Source organism: Pantoea sp. YR525 (assembly GCF_900116775.1).
Lineage (GTDB): Bacteria > Pseudomonadota > Gammaproteobacteria > Enterobacterales > Enterobacteriaceae > Pantoea > Pantoea symbiotica.
Genome location: NZ_FPBU01000005.1, coordinates 382,991 through 402,499, shown reverse-complemented (window position 1 = coordinate 402,499; position 19,509 = coordinate 382,991). Strand labels below are relative to the sequence as shown.

Genomic DNA, 19,509 nt, shown 5'->3' with positions numbered 1-19,509 from the left:
TTCACTCGTGAGGCTTTGATATTTTTTACGTCCGGAGACACTGATATCAATCCTGCGAGTGCCCACACAGATTGTCTGATAAATTGTTAAAGAGCGTTGCGAGCAGCGGCTGAACCGTCTGTCGCGAGGTGGCGTATACTACGCTACTCTCCTTCGGAGTCAAACACTTTTTTCAGCGTTTTCATCCGGCGGGATGAATTTCTTCACTCCCTGCTGAGCCGTCTGCGTTGCCGCTTTGCCGTCTCAGTGGTGGCGCATTATAGGGAGTTATTCGGAGCTGACAAGTGCAAATTTCAAGTTTTTTGCTGTTCGCTTGAAATTTGCGCAAAAGGCCCGTTTTTAGGCCTTTTTGATGCGTGCAGGCAGCTCTGCCAGACTATTAATCACCCAATCTGCCGCTGCTTCGCCTTCTGGCGTTACCGGCTTACCGCTACGTACCAGTACTTTCGTACCTACACCCGCAGCTAACGCCGCCTGCATATCTTCTATTTTGTCGCCTACCATATAAGAAGAAGCCATATCGATATCCAGATGCTGCTGCGCGGAGAGCAACATACCCGGCTGCGGCTTACGGCAATCACACTGCTGGCGATACGCTTCTACTGTGGCATCGGGCAGATGCGGACAGAAATAGATGCCATCCAGATCAACATCGCGATCGGCCAGCGACCAATCCATCCATTCGGTGAGCTGCATAAACTGATCTTCGGTAAACATGCCACGCGCAATGCCCGACTGGTTCGTCACCAGTACCAGCGCATAGCCCATCTTCTTCAAAGCCTGTAACGCTTCGATGGTGCCATCAATGAACTCGAAATTATCGATTTCATGAACATAGCCGTGATCGACATTCAATGTGCCATCACGATCAAGAAAAATAGCCGGGACTTTATTCGCCACGTAGAAACTCCTGCTGAAAATGTGTCGCTAAGTATCGCATGATTGCGTATAGCGAGAGAATGGCAGTTTGAATGACTTCCATTGATTTAGCCGTCTGGATGCCTTAACATCCATCCAAATTTCGCACAGCCCTGCTGAGTGAAGCCCGATACACCACGGACTATGCAACACGATAATAAATAAACTAATGATTAAACTTGAGAATATCACCAAAGTGTTCCAGCAAGGTTCACGCACCATTCAGGCGCTATCAAACGTCAGCCTGCACGTGCCTGCTGGACAGATTTATGGCGTCATCGGTTCATCCGGTGCCGGTAAAAGTACACTGATTCGCTGCGTCAATCTGCTGGAGCGCCCAACGTCTGGACGCGTGCTGGTTGATGGCCAGGAATTAACTACCCTTTCATCTGGTCAATTGACGCTGGCACGCCGTCAGATTGGCATGATTTTCCAGCACTTTAACCTGATGAACTCCCGCACCGTCTCCGGCAACGTGGCGCTGCCATTGGAGTTGGGCAATCTTTCACGCGAACAGATAAAGAAGCGCGTTAGCGAATTGCTGGATCTGGTGGGATTATCTGACAAGCATGATAGCTGGCCAGCAAATCTTTCTGGCGGACAAAAGCAGCGTGTCGCGATTGCCCGCGCACTGGCAAGCAATCCAAAAGTGCTGCTGTGTGATGAAGCCACCAGCGCACTGGATCCTGCCACCACGCGTTCGATTCTGGAGCTGCTGAAAGACATTAACCGTCGTCTCGGCATTACCATTCTATTGATCACTCACGAAATGGATGTGGTGAAACGCATCTGCGATCAGGTTGCGGTCATCAGCAACGGTGAGTTAATAGAGAAAGACAGCGTGAGCGAAGTGTTTTCGCATCCTAAAACGCCACTGGCGCAGCAATTCATTCAGTCAACGCTGCATCTGGATATCCCCGACGATTACCAGCAACGCATGGCACCACAGGCAACGGCCGAAAGCGTGCCGCTGCTGCGTCTGGAATTCACCGGCAAATCGGTTGATGCTCCGCTGCTGTCTGAAGCGGCCCGTCGCTTCAACGTCAATAACAACATTATCAGTGCGCAGATGGATTACGCCGGTGGCGTGAAGTTCGGCATCATGCTGGCTGAAATGGATGGCAGTGAAACAGATACACAAGCCGCCATTGCCTGGCTGAAAGAAAATCATGTGAAAGTAGAGGTGTTGGGTTATGTCTGAAGCGATGATGTGGTTACTGACGCGCGGCGTCTGGGAAACGCTGATGATGACCTTTGTCTCTGGTTTCTTTGGTTTTGTCCTCGGTCTTCCGGTTGGCGTGCTGCTGTATGTGACGCGTCCCGGCCAGATTCTGGCCAACAATGCACTTTATCGCGTGCTGTCGGCGCTGGTGAATATCTTCCGTTCGATTCCGTTCATTATCCTGCTGGTGTGGATGATTCCGTTCACCCGCGCCATCGTCGGAACCTCGATTGGCCTGCAAGCCGCTATCGTGCCGCTGACCGTGGGCGCCGCGCCGTTTATTGCACGTATGGTGGAAAACGCCCTGCTGGAGCTGCCAACCGGTTTGATCGAAGCATCACGCGCTATGGGCGCCACGCCGCTGCAAATCGTGCGTAAAGTTCTGCTGCCGGAAGCGCTGCCAGGTCTGGTGAATGCCGCTACAATTACCCTGATTACGCTGGTTGGCTACTCCGCAATGGGCGGAGCGGTTGGCGCTGGCGGTTTGGGTCAGATTGGCTACCAATACGGTTACATCGGCTATAACGCGACTGTAATGAACACCGTACTGGTTCTGCTGGTTGTGCTGGTCTATTTAATCCAATTCTGTGGCGACCGCATCGTACGTGCTGTGTCCCATAAGTAAGCAAGCAACATCAATAGTCCTCTATTAAGGAAGGGATATGTCTTTTACATTTAAAAAGATTGCCGCTGTGGGTGCTCTGATTGGCGCAATTGCGCTGGCAGGATGCGATCAGAAAGCAAAAGATCCAAACCACATTAAAGTGGGTGTGATCGTCGGTGCTGAGCAGCAGGTTGCTGAAACTGCAGTAAAAGTGGCGAAAGAGAAATATGGCCTCGACGTTGAGCTGGTGACCTTTAACGATTACGTGTTGCCAAACGAAGCGCTGAGCAAAGGTGATATCGACGCTAACGCCTTCCAGCACAAACCGTATCTGGATCAGCAGATCAAAGATCGCGGCTACAAGCTGACTGCTGTGGCGAACACCTTCGTTTACCCAATTGCGGGTTACTCGAAGAAAATCAAATCACTGGATGAGCTGCAGGACGGTTCACAGATCGCCATTCCAAACGATCCAACCAACCTGGGACGTTCTCTACTGCTGCTGCAGAAAGTGGGCCTGATCAAACTGAAAGATGGCGTTGGTCTGCTGCCAACTTCACTGGATATCACTGAGAACCCGAAAAAACTGAAGATTGTTGAGCTGGAAGCGCCGCAGCTGCCACGTTCACTTGACGATCAGCAGATCGCTCTGGCGGTGATCAACACCACTTACGCTAGCCAGATTGGTCTGACGCCGGCGAAAGATGGCATCTTCGTGGAAGACAAAGATTCACCTTACGTGAACCTGATCGTGACCCGTGAAGACAACAAAGACGCTGAGAACGTGAAGAAGTTTGTTGAGGCTTACCAGTCAGACGAAGTGTCTGAAGCGGCCAACAAGATCTTCAACGGCGGTGCAGTGAAAGGCTGGTAATTTTCACCTTTCATGCCTTGCAGGGCGGCTTCGGCCGCCCTTTCTTTTGCCATAAATTGCACCTGACTTGTTATTTATTGTCGTCCTTGTTTCAATAACGCCACTTTTTATTACTTGAGGATGTTGCCATGCGTTTTTTACCGCTCTGCTTGTTGGCATTGATGCTAACCGGGTGTGTGCGTGAATATCACCCGATAAGCAGTGCTCCTTCTCGCCCGCAACAGGCATCCAGCGAGCCAGAACGCAAACCGACTCCACGTCCTGCGCCGGTGAAGATCTACACCGATGCGGCCGATCTGGTCAGCAACCCGTTCCGCGATTTGGGCGAAGTGTCCGCTGAAGATTGCCAGAGCAGCAGCCAGGATTCGCCTCCTAACATCAACACTGCGCGTAAGCGCCTGCAGATCCGAGCGGCTGGCATGAAAGCCAATGCTGTCCTGCTGCATAAGTGCGAAATTGTCACCAGCACGCCGGGATGCTATCGCCAGGCCGTTTGTCAAGGCTCTGCACTGAAAGTCTCGAATCAATGAGTGACTTTGCCTTCGCGCAAATCGGCGTGATTCGTTCGCCGTGGAAAGAGAAGTTTGCCGTCCCGCGCCAGCCCGGTCTGGTGCAGGACGGCGGCGGCGAGCTGCATTTGCTGACGCCTTATAATCAGCCGGAAGCGGTGCGCGGGCTCGAAGAATTCAGTCATTTGTGGGTGCTGTTTGTGTTTCACCAAACCATGGAAGGTGGCTGGCGTCCGACCGTACGTCCACCGCGCCTCGGCGGCAATGCGCGTATGGGCGTTTTTGCCACCCGTTCAACCTTCCGCCCCAATCCTGTCGGCATGTCGCTGGTTGAGTTAAAAGGCATTCGCTGCGAGAAGCAGCAGGTGATCTTGCAGCTCGGCAGCCTCGATTTAGTCGATGGCACGCCTGTGGTGGATATCAAACCTTATCTGCCATTTGCCGAAGCGCTGCCAGATGCCCGCGCCGGATTTGCGCAGGCGGCACCTGATGCCAGCATGCCGGTACGCTTTTCGCCGCTGGCGCAGAGCCAGCTTCAACAGCAGCAGAAAACCTATCCACAGTTAGCGCGTTTCATCATTGAGGTGCTGGCGCAGGATCCACGTCCGGCTTACCGTAAAGGTGAGACCGAAGATCGTGAATATGCCGCCTGGCTACTCGACTTTAACGTGCGCTGGCGCATTGATGCGGCAGGAACCGAGGTGATCGCCCTCGATCCCCGTTAAAACGCGCTTTTGAGTGATTGTTCTCGCTGGTACACTAGCCGCCAGAAAAATTTTGTCAGTCTCCTTCCGTATAAATGGAATCGTAATCAATGCGTACTACTCAATATCTGCTCTCCACTCTGAAGGAGACACCTTCCGATGCAGAAGTGATCAGCCACCAGCTGATGCTGCGCGCCGGCATGATCCGCAAACTGGCTTCCGGTCTCTATACCTGGTTGCCGACCGGTATTCGCGTGCTGCGAAAAGTTGAAAACATCGTGCGTGAAGAGATGAACAACGCCGGTGCGATTGAGATCTCCATGCCGGTGGTTCAGCCTGCCGATCTGTGGGAAGAGAGTGGCCGTTGGGAGCAGTACGGCCCGGAACTGCTGCGCGTTAAAGATCGTCACGAACGTCCCTTCGTGCTGGGTCCAACCCACGAAGAAGTGGTCACCGATCTGATCCGCAACGAGCTGAGCTCTTACAAGCAGTTGCCGATCAATCTGTATCAGATCCAGACCAAATTCCGCGATGAAGTACGCCCGCGTTTTGGTGTGATGCGTTCACGCGAGTTCATCATGAAAGATGCTTACTCGTTCCATACCACGCAGGAATCGCTGCAGGAAACCTATGACGCGATGTACCGCGCTTATAGCCAAAGCTTCAGCCGTATGGGCCTGGATTTCCGCGCCGTACAAGCTGACACCGGTTCTATCGGCGGCAGCGCATCACATGAATTCCAGGTGCTGGCGCTGAGCGGTGAAGATGACGTGATCTTCTCCAGCGAATCCGATTACGCGGCCAACATTGAGAAAGCCGAAGCCTTAGCGCCGGCTGGCGAGCGTCCGCAGGCAACAGCCGCCATGACGCAGTTCGATACGCCAAACGCTAAGACTATCGCTGAGCTGGTCGAGCAACATCAGCTGCCGATTGAAAAAACCGTTAAGACGCTGTTCGTCAAAGCCAGCGAAGAGAGCGGCCATACGCTGGTTGCCCTGCTGCTGCGCGGCGATCATCAGTTGAACGAAATCAAAGCCGAGAAGCTGGATATCGTCGCTGAACCGCTGGAGATGGCGAGCGAAGAACAAATTCGCGCGCTGCTCGGTGCCGGTCCAGGCTCACTCGGCCCGGTCGGTTTAACCATGCCAGTGATCGCCGATCGTACCGTGGCGAAAACCAGCGACTTCTGCGCCGGCGCTAACATTGATGGCAAGCATTTGAGCGGCATCAACTGGGGACGCGATCTGCCAGAACCACGTGTGGAAGATATCCGTAACGTAGTGGAAGGCGATCCAAGCCCAGACGGCAAAGGTACGCTGCAGATTAAACGCGGTATCGAAGTGGGCCACATCTTCCAGTTGGGTACCAAGTACTCCGAAGCGATGAAAGCGGCAGTACAAGGCGAAGATGGTCGTAACCAGGTGATGACCATGGGCTGCTACGGTATCGGTATCACGCGCGTTGTAGCGGCTGCGATTGAGCAGAACAACGATGAGCGCGGCATCATCTGGCCTGCAGCATTAGCACCGTTTGAAGTGGCGATTCTGCCAATGAACATGCACAAATCTTTCCGTGTGCAGCAGTTGGCTGAAGAGCTGTACAACACGCTGCGTGCCAAAGGTATTGACGTGATTCTGGATGACCGTAAAGAGCGTCCAGGCGTGATGTTCGCGGATATGGAGCTGATTGGCGTGCCGCACACCATCGTGATTGGCGATCGTAATCTCGATAACGAAGAGATTGAGTACAAGGCGCGTACCGCCAGCGAGAAGCAGATGATTAAGCAACATGACATCGTCGACTTCCTGGTGAAAGCCCTGAACAAGTAACACTAAAACGCCTCCAACTGGAGGCGTTTTTTATTGCACCTTTCCGCGCATGGCCTTCACGTTACTGCGCCGGGTTTTACCTTCCAGCCGCCTCACTTTGGAGCCGTGCGTGGGTTTGGTTGCACGCCGAACCTTTTCCACCGTGGTTAACTCCTGAATCAGATTAATCAGCCGCTGCACGGCCGCTTCCCGATTCATTTCCTGGCTGCGATGCTCCTGCGCTTTGATAATCACCACACCCTCTGCGGTGATCAAATGATGGCTCGCCGCCAGCAGTCGCTCTTTGTAGAACGGCGGCAGCGACGATGCATGGATATCAAACCGCAGGTGAATCGCCGTGGAGGTTTTATTCACATGCTGGCCACCGGCACCTTGCGCACGGATGGCACTGAGTTCCACTTCATTATCTGCAAGTGAAACCGATCGAGACAGCACAATCATCTGTCACCTACCGTTTGGCTCGACGTTGCGTCGTGTAATAACCTGTTCATCAACTTAACCTTTTGTGCGCACGCTGCGTGCATGAGACCAGCGCGAAATGTCACTTTTGCCCATTTCCTTGCATCATTCCCGTGACGACCGGGCTGATTTCCATGAAATTCCTGTGATATAGTCGCCTATCATCCAGAGTATCAACTCTGCTGAGGAGGTGTATGTGCAAAAGTATTGTGAGTTAGTTCGCCAGAAGTATGCCGAAATTGGTAGCGGCGACCTTGGGTATGTGCCAGACGCCATAGGTTGTGCGTTGAAGGCTCTCAACGATATTGCCGCTGATTCTGCGCTAAACTCTTCTCTCAGGGAACAAGCAGCGTATGCCGCTGCAAACTTATTGGTGAGCGACTATGTTGACGAATGAAGCCTATAAACCCATCAACTGCGATGATTACGACAACCTCGAACTCGCCTGCCAAAAAAACTGGACGCTGTCGTTGGAGTTAAAAAACGGCGATCAGCTCAAGGCGAAAGCCGTGGACATGGTCTCACGTAAAAACGTTGAGTACCTTGCCGTCGATCTCTCAGGCGAGACCCGCGAAGTGCGGCTCGACCACATCGCCAGCTTCACCCATCCGGAGCTGGGCACCGTCGTCGTTAGCGAAGACGAGTAAAACCTCTCTCGGGCGGGAATCACATCCCGCCCACCTCGCTTAAGGCTTTAACGAACTGTAATACGCCGATAAATCTGCCATATCCTGATCGCTCAATCCTGCCACAAACGCTTTCATCACTTCCGCCTGGCCACCGCTACGCTCGCCTTTTTTATAAGCTTGCAGTGAATGCAGCAGATAAGGCGCATGCTGCCCGGCCAAATTAGGATAGAGCGGCACCGCGCTTTTGCCCTCGGCACCGTGACACGCCATGCAGCTTGCCGCTTTTTGCGCGCCTGCATTCACATCGCCATCGGCCAACGCCGGCAGCGCCGCAGCGAATAACGTCACTGCCATCCAAAGTTTCATCATTGCTCTCCATTTTATTGTTGTGGTGACCAGATCGCCTGCCAGCCTTGCTCATTGCTGGCAGCGCCTTCACAGGTAATAAACAACCCCGGCGCGCTAATTAGCGTCTGGTTAAAGTAAATCAACGGGATACGTTCGCGCAGCCAGGGCGCAACGCCCAACTCTTGCCATAGCTTCTTCATCTCGCGGCCACCTGCGCGCCCCTGCAAGTGATAATAACCCTGCGCCTGGAAGCGGACCGTGATCGTTTCATCCGCTGCAGGCTGACGCAGCTCGGCAATCCACGCATTCGCCTGCAGCGAACCTAAACCGGCCGGTAAATCGAGCGGCTGTGTGCGGTCTTGCCAGGTTAGCGAGTGCTGACTAAGTGAAGGCTGTGGCGTTAACCAATAGAGTTTCTGGCGATAGCGGCGCAGCTCAAAAGCGCTGAAGCGCAAACAGGGTTTAGCATCTTCACGGCTGTTGATGACTTCATCGGTGATGCGTTTCAGCGCCTCGCGCGAAGGCATCGCGCCGCCCTGTTGGGCAATCCAGCGGCGTAACAGCGCATGACGCCGCGCTTCACTCATGTTCATTAACGGTGGGAAGTGCAGCGCGCCCTGCGCATCACTAAGCTGCGCCAGCTGTTCCGCCAGCAACTCGTCGAGCAGTTGCTCCTGCTCGCCACACAGTGCGGCGCTGCGTGCACTGGCGGCGCTGAAGTGCGGCCAGCGCGCTTGCAGCAACGGCAGAACCTGCTGACGCAGGAAGTTGCGGTCATAGCGGCTATCGGCGTTGCTTTCATCTTCAATCCAGCGCAGCTGATGATCGGCAGCGTAGTTTTCCAGTTGCTGACGGCTAACGTCGAGCAACGGACGCAGATGCCGATGTTCACCAACGCTGCGCTGCGGCGGCATCGCGGCCAAACCCGCGGGTCCGCTGCCGCGTTTTAACGCCAGTAGCAGCGTTTCCGCCTGGTCGTCGAGGTGCTGAGCGGTAAGTAAGTGCTCACCGGGTTGCAGCTGCTGAAACAGCGCCTGATAGCGCGCCTCGCGGGCGGCCGCTTCAATGCCATTGGCGCGGCCATCAACCTGCACGCGCAGTACTTCACAGGGAATCTGCCACTGCTGGCAAACATGCTGACAATGCAGCGCCCAGCTATCGGCATTCGGGCTCAGACCATGATGAACGTGTAACGCGCGCACACGCAATGCTGGCTGCTGACGTTGCCAGCAGACCAATTGATGCAGCAGCACGGTGGAATCGAGTCCGCCGCTGAACGCCAGCACATAGCCAGCGTCGGGTGTCAGCAGCGAAGCAAGATGAGATAAAGACATGAGCGCGTTCCGTCCGGGCGAGCCACCGAATTGCGGCTCGCGGCGGACGCTAGTTTACGCCTGATACAGCTCCAGCGGCAAACCGTCCGGATCGGGGAAGAAAGTGCAGGCTTTGCCGGTTAACGCATCAATTCGAATCGGCTCGCACGTCACGCCCTTCTCCGCCAGCGCCGCAATTGACTGCTCAACATCCTCAACGCAAAACGCCAGATGACGCAGACCGCAGGCTTCTGGGCCACTGACGCGTGGCGGCGGCGATGGGAAAGAGAACAGCTCGATGGTGTAAACCCCGTTCAGACCAAGATCGCCTTTCCACGAGTCGCGCTCGGCGCGGTAATATTCACCCAACAATTCAAAACCCAGCACATCACAATAAAACGCCTTACTGCGCTGATAATCGGTAGCAATAATGGCGATGTGGTGGATCTGTTTTATCTGCAGCATAGCGACTCCGGTTTTCACATAAGCCGCTTACCCTACGTGGCAAAAGCGGCGTTGGAAAGAGGTGATTATCCGACTTCTTCACGCAATACGCGCACCAGATAGCGGCCATCTTCCGTCAGCGTTGCACCGTGAATATCGGTTTCGAAGCCGGGATAGTGTCGACCAATAGTGCAGAGCATCAGCAGAAAATCGAGCACGGAACGGCTCTCTTCCGTAATCATCTCGCCCGGCATCACCACCGGCACGCCAGGAGGATAAGGCAGAATCATGTTGGCAGAAATGCGCCCCACCAGCTCGCGAATATCCACCGTTTCCACCTGACCTTTCACCTGGCGCTGAAACGCCTGATGCGGCGTCATCTTCATCTCCGGCAGCACGTCGAACGCTTTCAACATCAGGCGCGGCAGATCGTGTTGCAGGATCAACTGATGGATGCCCTGCGCCAGCGTCTGAATGCGCATGTTGCGATAGAAGTCGGGATCTTCAGCGTAGAGATCCGGCAGCATGTTTTTCACCCGCAGGTTGAGATCGTAAGCCCGCTTAAATTCCGTTAGCCCACGCAGCACGCTCATCGCTTTAGTTTTATCAATGCCGATGCTGAACAGAAACAGCAAATTGTACGGCCCGGTTTTCTCCACCACGATACCGCGCTGATCGAGGAACTTAGCCACCAGCGCAGCTGGAATGCCCTCCTCCGCCATCTTGCCCAGCTCGCTCATGCCCGGCGTCAGAATGGTGACTTTGATCGGATCGAGATACATATGATCGCGGTCGGCATGAGTGAAACCGTGCCAATCTTCTTCGCCCGGCTGGATCGGCCAGCATTCGGCTTGATCGACCTGCTCCGGCTGCCAGATATCAAAGAACCAGCCTTCGCACTCTTCCCGTAAGCGCTGAATTTCACGACGGAAATGCAGCGCACGTTCAACCGAGCGGTTGATCAATCGCTTACCCGGATTACCGCGCAGCATCGCCGCTGCAGTTTCAATCGACGAGACAATCGCGTAGCTCGGCGAGGTGGTGGTGTGCATCATGTAGGCTTCGTTAAAGGTGTGCTCGTCGTAATCACCTTTGATATGAATCAGCGAAGCCTGAGAGAACGCCGCCAGCAGTTTGTGCGTCGATTGCGTTTCATAGATCACTTTGCCGGGAACACGGTCGCCACTCATGCCGCTTTTGCCGGCATAAATTGGATGGAAATTGGTGTACGGCACCCACGCAGAATCGAAGTGGATCGATGGCACATCCAGCGTCTGTTTGATGAACTGCGTGTTATACAGCAGGCCATCGTAGGTTGAGTTGGTGATCACCGCATGCACCGGCCAGCTGGCGCGCGGCGTGGCATTGACCTTTTGCTGGATACTGTCACGTGTGAACTCACGCTGCGGAATGCCGCCCAAAATGCCCAGCGCGTTACGCGTCGGCTTGAGCCAGATCGGGATGATGTCGCTCATCATCAGCAAATGGGTCAGCGATTTATGGCAGTTACGGTCTATCAGCACCGTGCTGCCCGCTGGCGCCGCATACATGCCGACGATTTTGTTCGAGGTCGACGTGCCATTAGTGACCATATAGCTTTGCTCGGCGCCAAAGGTGCGCGCGACGTACTCCTCCGCTTCCAGATGCGGGCCGGTGTGATCGAGCAACGAACCTAATTCCGTTACCGAGATCGAGACATCCGCTTTTAAGGTGTTCGAGCCGAAGAAGTCATAAAACAGGCTGCCCACCGGGCTTTTCTGGAACGCGCTGCCGCCCATGTGACCTGGCGTACAGAAGGTGTATTTGCCCTCTTTGACGTAGGTGAACAACGCTTTGGTCAGCGGCGGCGTGATGTTGTCGATGTACTCATCGGTGTACTGACGAATATGCAGCGCGATATCATCGGCGGCGCTCAAGGCATATTCGAAGAAGTGCAGCGCCATGCGCATCTCGTTGATGCTGACATCCATTTGCGAATGGGTGTTGATGAAGGCATACAGCGGCAGATATTCATTGAGCTGATTGATGTCGCTACACAGCGCCAGACTGTAATCGTCCCAGTCAAAAATCACCCCGCAGATACGCGGATTGTGTTCAATCAACTTCAGCAGGTCGCTGGCATTATTGGGGTAAACGGTTTGGAAGCCTTGCAGCTTAAGGGCAGCATCCAGTTCGCGAATAGGCTCATCTTTGTAGAAAGCGCCGTGCGGTCCCATGATCGCAATAATATTCAATGCTCACCTCCTGTGGTGTTGTGGCACTGAATAAGGATAGCGAAAAGCGCGAGCGGATAAACCTGGAATGCTCTGCTGTTGAGTAATTGCAACCGAATGCTAATGTTCCAGAAAAGCCATGATAAAGCCTGAGGGGACAGGAAAGACCAGCCCGAAGAGCAAAGCGTCCGAGCCATGGATGGCGAGGCCGATCTGCATGGATGCAGTTATTCTTTGCGATCGGGCTGGTCTTTTCTGGACCTTGCACCGAAGTCACAGCGAAATCGTCGAACCAGGTAGCCATGAATGGCTACCCTACGGATGGCCGGTCAGGATGGTGTTCGTTCGACATAAAAAAAGCGGACCGGAGTCCGCTTCTTCAGCTTAGGCGCTTATCAAGCGTAGCCGTAGTTCATCAGGCGCTGATAGCGACGGTTGAGCAACTCTTCGGTGCTCAGCACATCGAGATCGGCCAGATCCGCTAACAGCTGCTTTTTCAAGCTGGCAGCGATATCCACTGGATGACGATGTGCGCCACCCAGCGGCTCAGGAATGATGGAATCGATCAGCTTCAGCTCTTTCAGACGCTCAGCTGTGATACCCATCGCTTCCGCAGCCAGCGGTGCTTTGTCGGCGCTTTTCCATAGAATCGACGCACAACCTTCCGGTGAAATTACCGAATAGGTGCTGTACTGCAGCATGTTGACTTTGTCGCCCACACCGATTGCCAGCGCACCACCGGAACCGCCTTCGCCGATTACGGTACAAATCACCGGAATTTTCAGGCCAGACATTTCACGCAGGTTGCGGGCGATCGCTTCAGATTGACCGCGCTCTTCTGCACCCACGCCTGGATAAGCACCCGGCGTGTCGATGAAGGTGATCAGCGGCATCTTAAAACGTTCAGCCATTTCCATCAGACGCAGCGCTTTGCGGTAGCCTTCTGGTGCCGGCATACCGAAGTTACGACGGATTTTCTCTTTGGTTTCGCGACCTTTCTGATGACCAATGATCATCACTGGACGACCGTCAAGACGGGCAATACCGCCGACAATCGCTTTATCATCGGCATAAGCACGATCGCCAGCCAGTTCGTCGAAATCATCAAACGCGTTGCGGATATAGTCCAGTGTATAAGGACGCAGCGGATGACGCGCGAGTTGCGCCACTTGCCATGCGCCTAAATCGGAGAAGATTTTACGGGTCAGCTCAACGCTTTTTTCGCGCAGACGCTGCACTTCCTCATCCAAATTAATATCGTGTTTCTCATCCGAACGGCCAATCGATTTTAACGAGTCGATTTTCGCTTCAAGCTCTGCGATTGGCTGTTCAAAATCCAGGTAATTAAGACTCATAATGTTCCTGTTTTAGTCAAACTCCAGTTCCACCTGCTCCGATCCTACTAACGACCGCAAATCGTTGAGTAAACGATCGCTGGGCGAAATACGCCACGCTGCACCAAAGCGTAGCTTCGCTCGCGCATCGGCTCTCTGATAGTAGAGATGCACCGGAATGGTCCCGGAGCGATGAGGCTCCAGAGACTGGCGGAGACGGTTTAAAAGCTGGTCATCAATTTGCCTGTCCGTCAGCGAGATAGCAAGTCCGCGCGCGTATTTTTCCCGCGCTTCGTCGATGTCCATAACTTCCCGAGCGGTCATTTTAAGGCCACCGCTAAAGTCATCAAAGCTGACCTGTCCACTGACGATCAGGATACGGTCCTTCTCCAGCAACTGCTGGTATTTATCTAACGCATCGGTAAATAACATCACTTCAAGACGACCAGAACGATCGTCAATCGTACAAATACCAATTCGGTTGCCGCGTTTAGTGACCATCACGCGGGCGGCAATCACCAGCCCCGCCGCGACGGTTACTTTACCACGATCTGTCGGATGCATGTCTTTCAGGCGCATGCCGCCGACGTAACGCTCAATTTCTTTCAAATACTGATTAATTGGATGGCCGGTGAGATAGAGACCCAAGGTCTCACGTTCGCCATCCAGTTGAATTTGTTCCGGCCACGGCGTGATGCTGGCGTAGGATTTCTCCACCTGCTCCGGCTCTTCCGCCAGCACGCCAAACATATCGGCCTGGCCGATGGCTTCGGCTTTGGCATGCTGATCGGCCGCTTTTAAGGCATCGCCAAGCGCACTCATCAAGGCCGCGCGATGCGGGCCGAGACGATCGAACGCGCCCGACATGATCAGTTTTTCCATCACGCGACGGTTGATCTTTTTGGTGTCGGTGCGCGCGCAGAGATCAAACAGCTCTTTGAAGTAACCGCCTTCATTACGCGCTTCAATGATCGCTTCGATCGGACCTTCACCCACGCCTTTGATCGCGCCGATGCCGTACACGATCTCACCTTCATCGTTAACGTGAAACGGGTAGAGTCCTGAATTGATATCCGGCGGCAGCACTTTGAGGCCCATGCGCCAGCATTCGTCAACCAGGCCAACCACTTTCTCGGTGTTGTCCATATCGGCGGTCATTACGGCCGCCATGAACTCTGCCGGATAGTGCGCTTTCAGCCACAGCGTTTGATAGGAAACCAATGCGTAAGCAGCGGAGTGCGACTTGTTAAAGCCATAACCCGCGAACTTCTCTACCAGATCGAAGATTTTCATCGACAGTTCGCCGTCGACCCCCATCTTCTCCGCACCGTCCTGGAACACCGAACGCTGCTTCGCCATCTCTTCAGGTTTCTTTTTACCCATCGCACGACGCAACATGTCCGCGCCGCCCAGCGTGTAACCCGACAGCACCTGCGCGATCTGCATCACCTGTTCCTGATACAGAATGATGCCGTAGGTTGGCTCCAGCACCGGTTTCAGGGTTTCGTGCTGCCACTGAATATCCGGATAAGAAATCTCTTCGCGGCCGTGCTTACGGTCGATGAAGTTATCTACCATGCCCGATTGCAGCGGTCCCGGACGAAACAGCGCCACCAGTGCGATCATATCTTCGAAGCAGTCAGGCTTCAGACGTTTGATCAGATCTTTCATGCCGCGCGATTCAAGCTGGAACACCGCAGTGGTTTCCGATCGCTGCAGCATATCGAAGCTTTTTTTGTCTTCCAGCGGAATGGCGGCGATATCAATCGGTGGCAAACCCTGCTTTTCACGGCGCGGGTTAATCATCTTCAGCGCCCAGTCGATGATGGTAAGCGTACGCAGGCCGAGGAAGTCAAACTTCACCAGCCCGGCATATTCCACGTCATTCTTATCAAACTGGGTAACCGGGAATTGCCCGTTTTCATCGCAGTACAGCGGCGCAAAATCGGTGATTTTGGTCGGCGAGATCACCACACCACCGGCGTGTTTACCGGCATTACGCGTGACACCTTCCAGTTTACGCGCCATGTCGATCAGCGCTTTCACCTCTTCATCTGCCTCGTAGATCTCCGGCAGTTGCGGTTCAGCCAAAAAGGCTTTCTCCAGCGTCATACCTGGATCCGGCGGGATCAGCTTAGAGATACGATCAACAAAACCGTACGGATGGCCGAGTACGCGTCCCACATCGCGAATAACCGCTTTCGCTGCCATGGTACCGAACGTAATGATCTGCGATACCGCATCACGTCCATACATATCGGCCACGTGATCGATCACCTGATCGCGTTTCTCCATGCAGAAGTCGACGTCGAAGTCGGGCATCGAGACACGTTCCGGGTTCAGGAAGCGCTCGAACAGCAGGTCAAATTCCAGCGGATCGATATCGGTAATTTTCAGCGCATACGCCACTAATGAACCGGCACCCGAACCACGGCCTGGACCCACGGGAATACCGTTGTCCTTCGACCACTGGATAAACTCCATCACGATCAGGAAGTAGCCGGGGAAGCCCATCTGGTTGATAACGGTGAGTTCAATCTCCAGACGTTCATCATATTCCACGCGTTTTTCAGCGCGCACAGCCGGATCCGGGAAGAGGAATTCCATACGCTCTTCCAGACCTTCGCGCGACTTTGCCACGAGGAAGTCTTCGGTGCTCATATCACCGGTGGGGAACTGCGGCAGGAAATACTCGCCAAGGCGCACCGTCACGTTACAGCGCTTAGCAATCTCTACGCTATTTTCCAGCGCTTCCGGGATGTCCGAGAACAGCTCGCACATCTCCTCTTCACTGCGCATATATTGCTGAGGACTGTAATTGCGCGGACGCTTGGGATCGTCCAGCGTGTAGCCGTCATGAATCGCGACGCGGATTTCATGCGCATCAAAATCTTCTTCATTGAGGAAGCACACTTCGTTGGTGGCAACGACAGGAATACCTTCGGCAATTGCCAGTTCGACGGCAGCATGCAGATAGGCCTCTTCATCGGCGCGACCGGTGCGCATCAATTCGAGATAATAGCGATTCGGGAAGTGTTGCTGATAGAAGCTCAAACACTGCGCGACCATCGCGCTATTGCCGCGCAGCAGACTGCGGCCCACATCGCCACGACGTCCGCCAGACAGCAGAATCAGGCCTTCGCCCAGCTCCAGCAGCCAGTCACGATCGATGATGGGGCCCGCAATGCCGTAACCACGCTGATACGCACGCGAAATCAACAAGGTCAGGTTTTGATAACCGGTGTTATTGGCCGCCAGCAGAGTTAACTGCGTCAGCTCATCGCCCATTAATTCACTGGCAACCTGAAAATCAGCACCAACAATCGGCTTGATCCCCGCGCCGTGCGCACTACCGTAAAAACGCACCAGCCCGCACAGGTTGATGTAGTCGGTAATGGCGATCGCCGGCATGCCCAGCGCAGCCGCCTTCTTGACTAAAGGTCCGGTTTTCGCCAGACCATCAACCATGGAGTAATCACTGTGGACGCGCAGATGTATAAAACGAGGTTCAGCCATATCAGTTTCCGGTTAAAACAGCGTCAGGCTATTAAAGCGTAGTTGGCTGGCGGGCTGCCAGCACGTCAGCATCAATCAAGGCGTTACGCACCGGCGCAAAGCTGCGACGATGATGAGGTGTGGCGCCGTGCTGCGTCAGCTTTTCCATATGCAGCGCGGTTGGATAACCTTTGTGTTGCGCAAAGCCATATTGCGGGAACAGCAGATCCAGCTCGGCCATTTCACGATCGCGCGTGACTTTGGCAATGATCGAAGCAGCACTGATCTCTTTCACCAGGCTATCGCCCTTCACCACCGCCTGCGAGGGCATCGGTAGCGCGGGACAACGGTTACCATCGATCAGGACGAAGTCTGGCGCAATATGCAAACCCGCGACCGCGCGCTGCATCGCCAGCATGGTGGCATGCAAAATATTGAGCTGATCGATCTCTTCTGGCTCGGCTCGGCCAAGACTCCAGGCCAGCGCCTTCTCTTTGATCTCGTCATACAGCGCCAGACGACGCTTCTCGGAGAGCTTTTTCGAGTCGGCCAGTCCGACAATCGGGTTGGCGGGATCAAGGATCACCGCCGCCGTCACCACTGCGCCAACCAGCGGACCGCGCCCGACTTCATCAACGCCAGCAATCAGTTGCGCGTTGGGATAGATAAATTCAGCCATTGATGATCTCCAGTACCGCATCCGCCGCCTGCTCATCGGCATTCCAGCGAATCTGTTGATGCAGCTCGGTGAAGGTTTTCAGCAGCGCTTCGCGCTCAGGGCCCGCGTGCAGTAGCGGCTCCAGCGCTGCGGCTAATGCTTCGGGCTGACACTCGTCCTGCAGCAACTCTTTTACCAGCTCGCGACCGGCTAACAGATTTGGCAGGGAAACGTACGGCGTTTTTACCAAACGTTTTGCCAGCCAGAAGGTCGACGGCTTCATACGATAGCCAACCACCATCGGGCATTTCGCCAGCATGCACTCCAGCGCGGCGGTGCCAGATGCAAGAATAGCGGCATCGCTGGCCAGCATCGCCTGACGACCTTTGCCATCCAGCAAATGCATCGGCAGTTCAGGCGCAACTTGCGCTTTGATCTGCTCAAACTGCTCGCGGCGTTTGGCGTTCACCAGCGGCACCACGATTTCCAGCGTTGGATAGCGCTGACGCAGCAGCTGCGCGGCGCGCAGGAAATCGGCGCTGAGCATTTCCACTTCCGCACCACGACTGCCCGGCAACAAGCCAAGGCAAATCGCCTCTTCAGCAATACCTAACTCGCGGCGCGCCGCCAACTTATCGGGCTGTAGCGGCATCGCATCAGCCATGGTGTGGCCGATAAAGCGGCATGGCACGTTAAAACGATCGTAAAACGCTTTTTCAAACGGCAGGAATGCCAGCACCAGATTAGTGTTGCGGCCGATTTTGAATACGCGCTTTTGACGCCACGCCCAAACGGAAGGGCTGACGTAATGAATTGTGCGAATGCCCGCGCGCTTGAGGCTCCCTTCCAACGTAATGTTGAAATCCGGCGCATCAATGCCGACAAACACATCCGGCTTGAGTTCGGTGAAGCGCTGCGTCAGGTCACGACGAATTTTCAGCAGACGCCGCAGGCGTCCCAGCACTTCGACGATGCCCATCACCGCCAGCTCTTCCATCTCATACCAGGCTTCGCAGCCTTCGGCCTGCATCAGCGGACCGGCCACGCCAACAAAGCGCGCATCAGGATGGCGCGCTTTTAACGCACGGATGAGACCTGCACCAAGAATATCGCCGGAGGTTTCTCCGGCGACCAGGGCAATCGTTAGGGGACGCGCTGACATGGATTAACGAATCAATCCACGCGTAGATCGGGCAAAGAAGTCATAGAAAGGCTGCACTTCGCTGTGTTGTTTCGCCAGCTCTTCAATCTCTGGTTTCACTTCATCAAGCGTTTTGCCGCTGCGGTACAGCAGTTTGTACGCGTTGCGAATGGCATGCAGCGCTTCTTTGCTAAAGCCGCGACGCTTCAGACCTTCGATGTTGATACCGTATGGCGTTGCGTGGTTGCCCTGCGCAATGACATATGGCGGCACATCCTGCGCGACGCCTGAACAACCGCCAACCATCACGTGAGCACCAATAGTGCACCACTGATGTACCGCCGTCATGCCGCCGATAATTGCAAAATCATCAACGGTGACATGACCGCCCAGCGTGGCATTGTTAGCAAAGATGCAGCGATTGCCGATCACGCAGTCATGCGCGATGTGAGCATTCACCATCAGCAGGTTATCGCTGCCGACTTTGGTCACATTGCCGCCCTGCGTGGTGCCACGATGAATGGTCACGCTCTCGCGGATGCGGTTACGATCGCCAATTTCAACGCGCGTCGGTTCGCCCGCATATTTCAGGTCCTGGTTCACTTCACCAATGGAAGCGAACTGGTAGATCTGATTGTCTTTGCCGATACGCGTATGGCCGTTCACCACCACGTGCGATTTGAGAACCGTTCCTTCACCAATTTCCACATTGGCACCGACAAAACAGAACGGACCGATGTGAACATTGGCGCCGATAACGGCACCCTCTTCAATGACAGAACTGGGATGGATATTGGCGGTTGAATCAATCACTT

General features: G+C 54.5%; 19 protein-coding genes. 8 read left to right on the top strand and 11 right to left on the bottom strand.

All coding sequences use genetic code 11. The annotated features are described in order from the left end of the window. Positions 1 to 339: 339 nt before the first annotated feature. Complete coding sequence (gene gmhB / locus BM323_RS13015; protein ID WP_008108445.1) at positions 340 to 900, bottom strand: D-glycero-beta-D-manno-heptose 1,7-bisphosphate 7-phosphatase; 561 nt, start codon at positions 898 to 900, stop codon at positions 340 to 342. Positions 901 to 1,087: 187 nt separating this feature from the next. Between gmhB and metN the strand changes: the two genes are divergently transcribed. From metN to proS, 6 genes are all read left to right on the top strand, one after another. Continuing rightward, positions 1,088 to 2,119, top strand: coding sequence for a methionine ABC transporter ATP-binding protein MetN (gene metN / locus BM323_RS13010; protein WP_008108447.1), 1,032 nt, complete (start codon positions 1,088 to 1,090; stop codon positions 2,117 to 2,119). Next, positions 2,112 to 2,765, top strand: a complete 654-nt coding sequence (locus tag BM323_RS13005) for a methionine ABC transporter permease MetI (protein WP_008108449.1) — start codon at positions 2,112 to 2,114, stop codon at positions 2,763 to 2,765. Before metN ends, BM323_RS13005 begins: the two co-directional genes overlap by 8 nt. Before the next feature lie 37 nt (positions 2,766 to 2,802). Continuing rightward, positions 2,803 to 3,618, top strand: coding sequence for a MetQ/NlpA family lipoprotein (locus tag BM323_RS13000; RefSeq protein WP_008108451.1), 816 nt, complete (start codon positions 2,803 to 2,805; stop codon positions 3,616 to 3,618). 128 nt (positions 3,619 to 3,746) lie between these two features. After that, positions 3,747 to 4,148: an Rcs stress response system protein RcsF gene (gene rcsF / locus BM323_RS12995; RefSeq protein ID WP_008108453.1), complete on the top strand. Its 402-nt coding sequence runs from the start codon at positions 3,747 to 3,749 to the stop codon at positions 4,146 to 4,148. Beyond that, complete coding sequence (gene tsaA / locus BM323_RS12990; protein ID WP_008108455.1) at positions 4,145 to 4,852, top strand: tRNA (N6-threonylcarbamoyladenosine(37)-N6)-methyltransferase TrmO; 708 nt, start codon at positions 4,145 to 4,147, stop codon at positions 4,850 to 4,852. Before rcsF ends, tsaA begins: the two co-directional genes overlap by 4 nt. Positions 4,853 to 4,941: 89 nt before the next feature. Then, on the top strand, positions 4,942 to 6,660 hold the full coding sequence (gene proS, locus BM323_RS12985) for a proline--tRNA ligase (RefSeq protein ID WP_008108458.1): 1,719 nt from the start codon (positions 4,942 to 4,944) through the stop codon (positions 6,658 to 6,660). A 30-nt stretch (positions 6,661 to 6,690) separates the two neighbouring features. Here the strand turns inward: proS and arfB are convergent, their stop codons facing one another. Continuing rightward, entirely contained in the window at positions 6,691 to 7,101 is a 411-nt protein-coding gene (arfB, locus tag BM323_RS12980; RefSeq protein WP_008108459.1) for an alternative ribosome rescue aminoacyl-tRNA hydrolase ArfB, read from the bottom strand. A gap of 214 nt (positions 7,102 to 7,315) precedes the next feature. Here arfB and BM323_RS12975 point away from each other — a divergent pair, with 214 nt between their 5' ends. After that, complete coding sequence (locus BM323_RS12975; RefSeq protein WP_036622231.1) at positions 7,316 to 7,516, top strand: YaeP family protein; 201 nt, start codon at positions 7,316 to 7,318, stop codon at positions 7,514 to 7,516. Continuing rightward, the gene (rof, locus tag BM323_RS12970; protein WP_008108461.1) at positions 7,503 to 7,766 is read left to right on the top strand and encodes a Rho-binding antiterminator; all 264 of its coding nucleotides are present in this window, start codon (positions 7,503 to 7,505) and stop codon (positions 7,764 to 7,766) included. The genes BM323_RS12975 and rof overlap by 14 nt, the downstream gene beginning before the upstream one ends. 39 nt (positions 7,767 to 7,805) lie before the next feature. Here rof and BM323_RS12965 read toward each other — a convergent pair whose 3' ends face one another. The 9 genes from BM323_RS12965 to lpxA all read right to left on the bottom strand — a co-directional run bounded on the left by BM323_RS12965 (position 7,806) and on the right by lpxA (position 19,507). Beyond that, positions 7,806 to 8,114 (bottom strand): c-type cytochrome, encoded by a 309-nt coding sequence (locus tag BM323_RS12965; RefSeq protein WP_008108466.1) that lies wholly within the window; start codon positions 8,112 to 8,114, stop codon positions 7,806 to 7,808. 14 nt (positions 8,115 to 8,128) lie between these two features. Beyond that, positions 8,129 to 9,430 carry a tRNA lysidine(34) synthetase TilS gene (tilS, locus tag BM323_RS12960; protein WP_008108468.1) on the bottom strand — a complete coding sequence of 434 codons (1,302 nt, stop codon included), beginning with the start codon at positions 9,428 to 9,430 and terminating at the stop codon, positions 8,129 to 8,131. Positions 9,431 to 9,484: 54 nt separating this feature from the next. Next, complete coding sequence (locus tag BM323_RS12955) at positions 9,485 to 9,874, bottom strand: VOC family protein (RefSeq protein ID WP_008108470.1); 390 nt, start codon at positions 9,872 to 9,874, stop codon at positions 9,485 to 9,487. Positions 9,875 to 9,939: 65 nt separating this feature from the next. Beyond that, the gene (locus tag BM323_RS12950; protein WP_008108471.1) at positions 9,940 to 12,087 is read right to left on the bottom strand and encodes a lysine decarboxylase LdcC; all 2,148 of its coding nucleotides are present in this window, start codon (positions 12,085 to 12,087) and stop codon (positions 9,940 to 9,942) included. 374 nt (positions 12,088 to 12,461) lie between these two features. Then, positions 12,462 to 13,421 (bottom strand): acetyl-CoA carboxylase carboxyl transferase subunit alpha, encoded by a 960-nt coding sequence (gene accA, locus BM323_RS12945; protein ID WP_008108472.1) that lies wholly within the window; start codon positions 13,419 to 13,421, stop codon positions 12,462 to 12,464. A 12-nt stretch (positions 13,422 to 13,433) separates the two neighbouring features. Beyond that, the gene (gene dnaE, locus BM323_RS12940) at positions 13,434 to 16,916 is read right to left on the bottom strand and encodes a DNA polymerase III subunit alpha (RefSeq protein WP_008108473.1); all 3,483 of its coding nucleotides are present in this window, start codon (positions 16,914 to 16,916) and stop codon (positions 13,434 to 13,436) included. 31 nt (positions 16,917 to 16,947) lie between these two features. Then, entirely contained in the window at positions 16,948 to 17,574 is a 627-nt protein-coding gene (gene rnhB / locus BM323_RS12935) for a ribonuclease HII (protein ID WP_008108474.1), read from the bottom strand. Beyond that, entirely contained in the window at positions 17,567 to 18,715 is a 1,149-nt protein-coding gene (lpxB, locus tag BM323_RS12930) for a lipid-A-disaccharide synthase (RefSeq protein ID WP_008108475.1), read from the bottom strand. The genes rnhB and lpxB overlap by 8 nt, the downstream gene beginning before the upstream one ends. A 3-nt stretch (positions 18,716 to 18,718) precedes the next feature. Continuing rightward, the gene (gene lpxA / locus BM323_RS12925; protein WP_008108476.1) at positions 18,719 to 19,507 is read right to left on the bottom strand and encodes an acyl-ACP--UDP-N-acetylglucosamine O-acyltransferase; all 789 of its coding nucleotides are present in this window, start codon (positions 19,505 to 19,507) and stop codon (positions 18,719 to 18,721) included. Between the last annotated feature and the right edge of the window lie 2 nt (positions 19,508 to 19,509).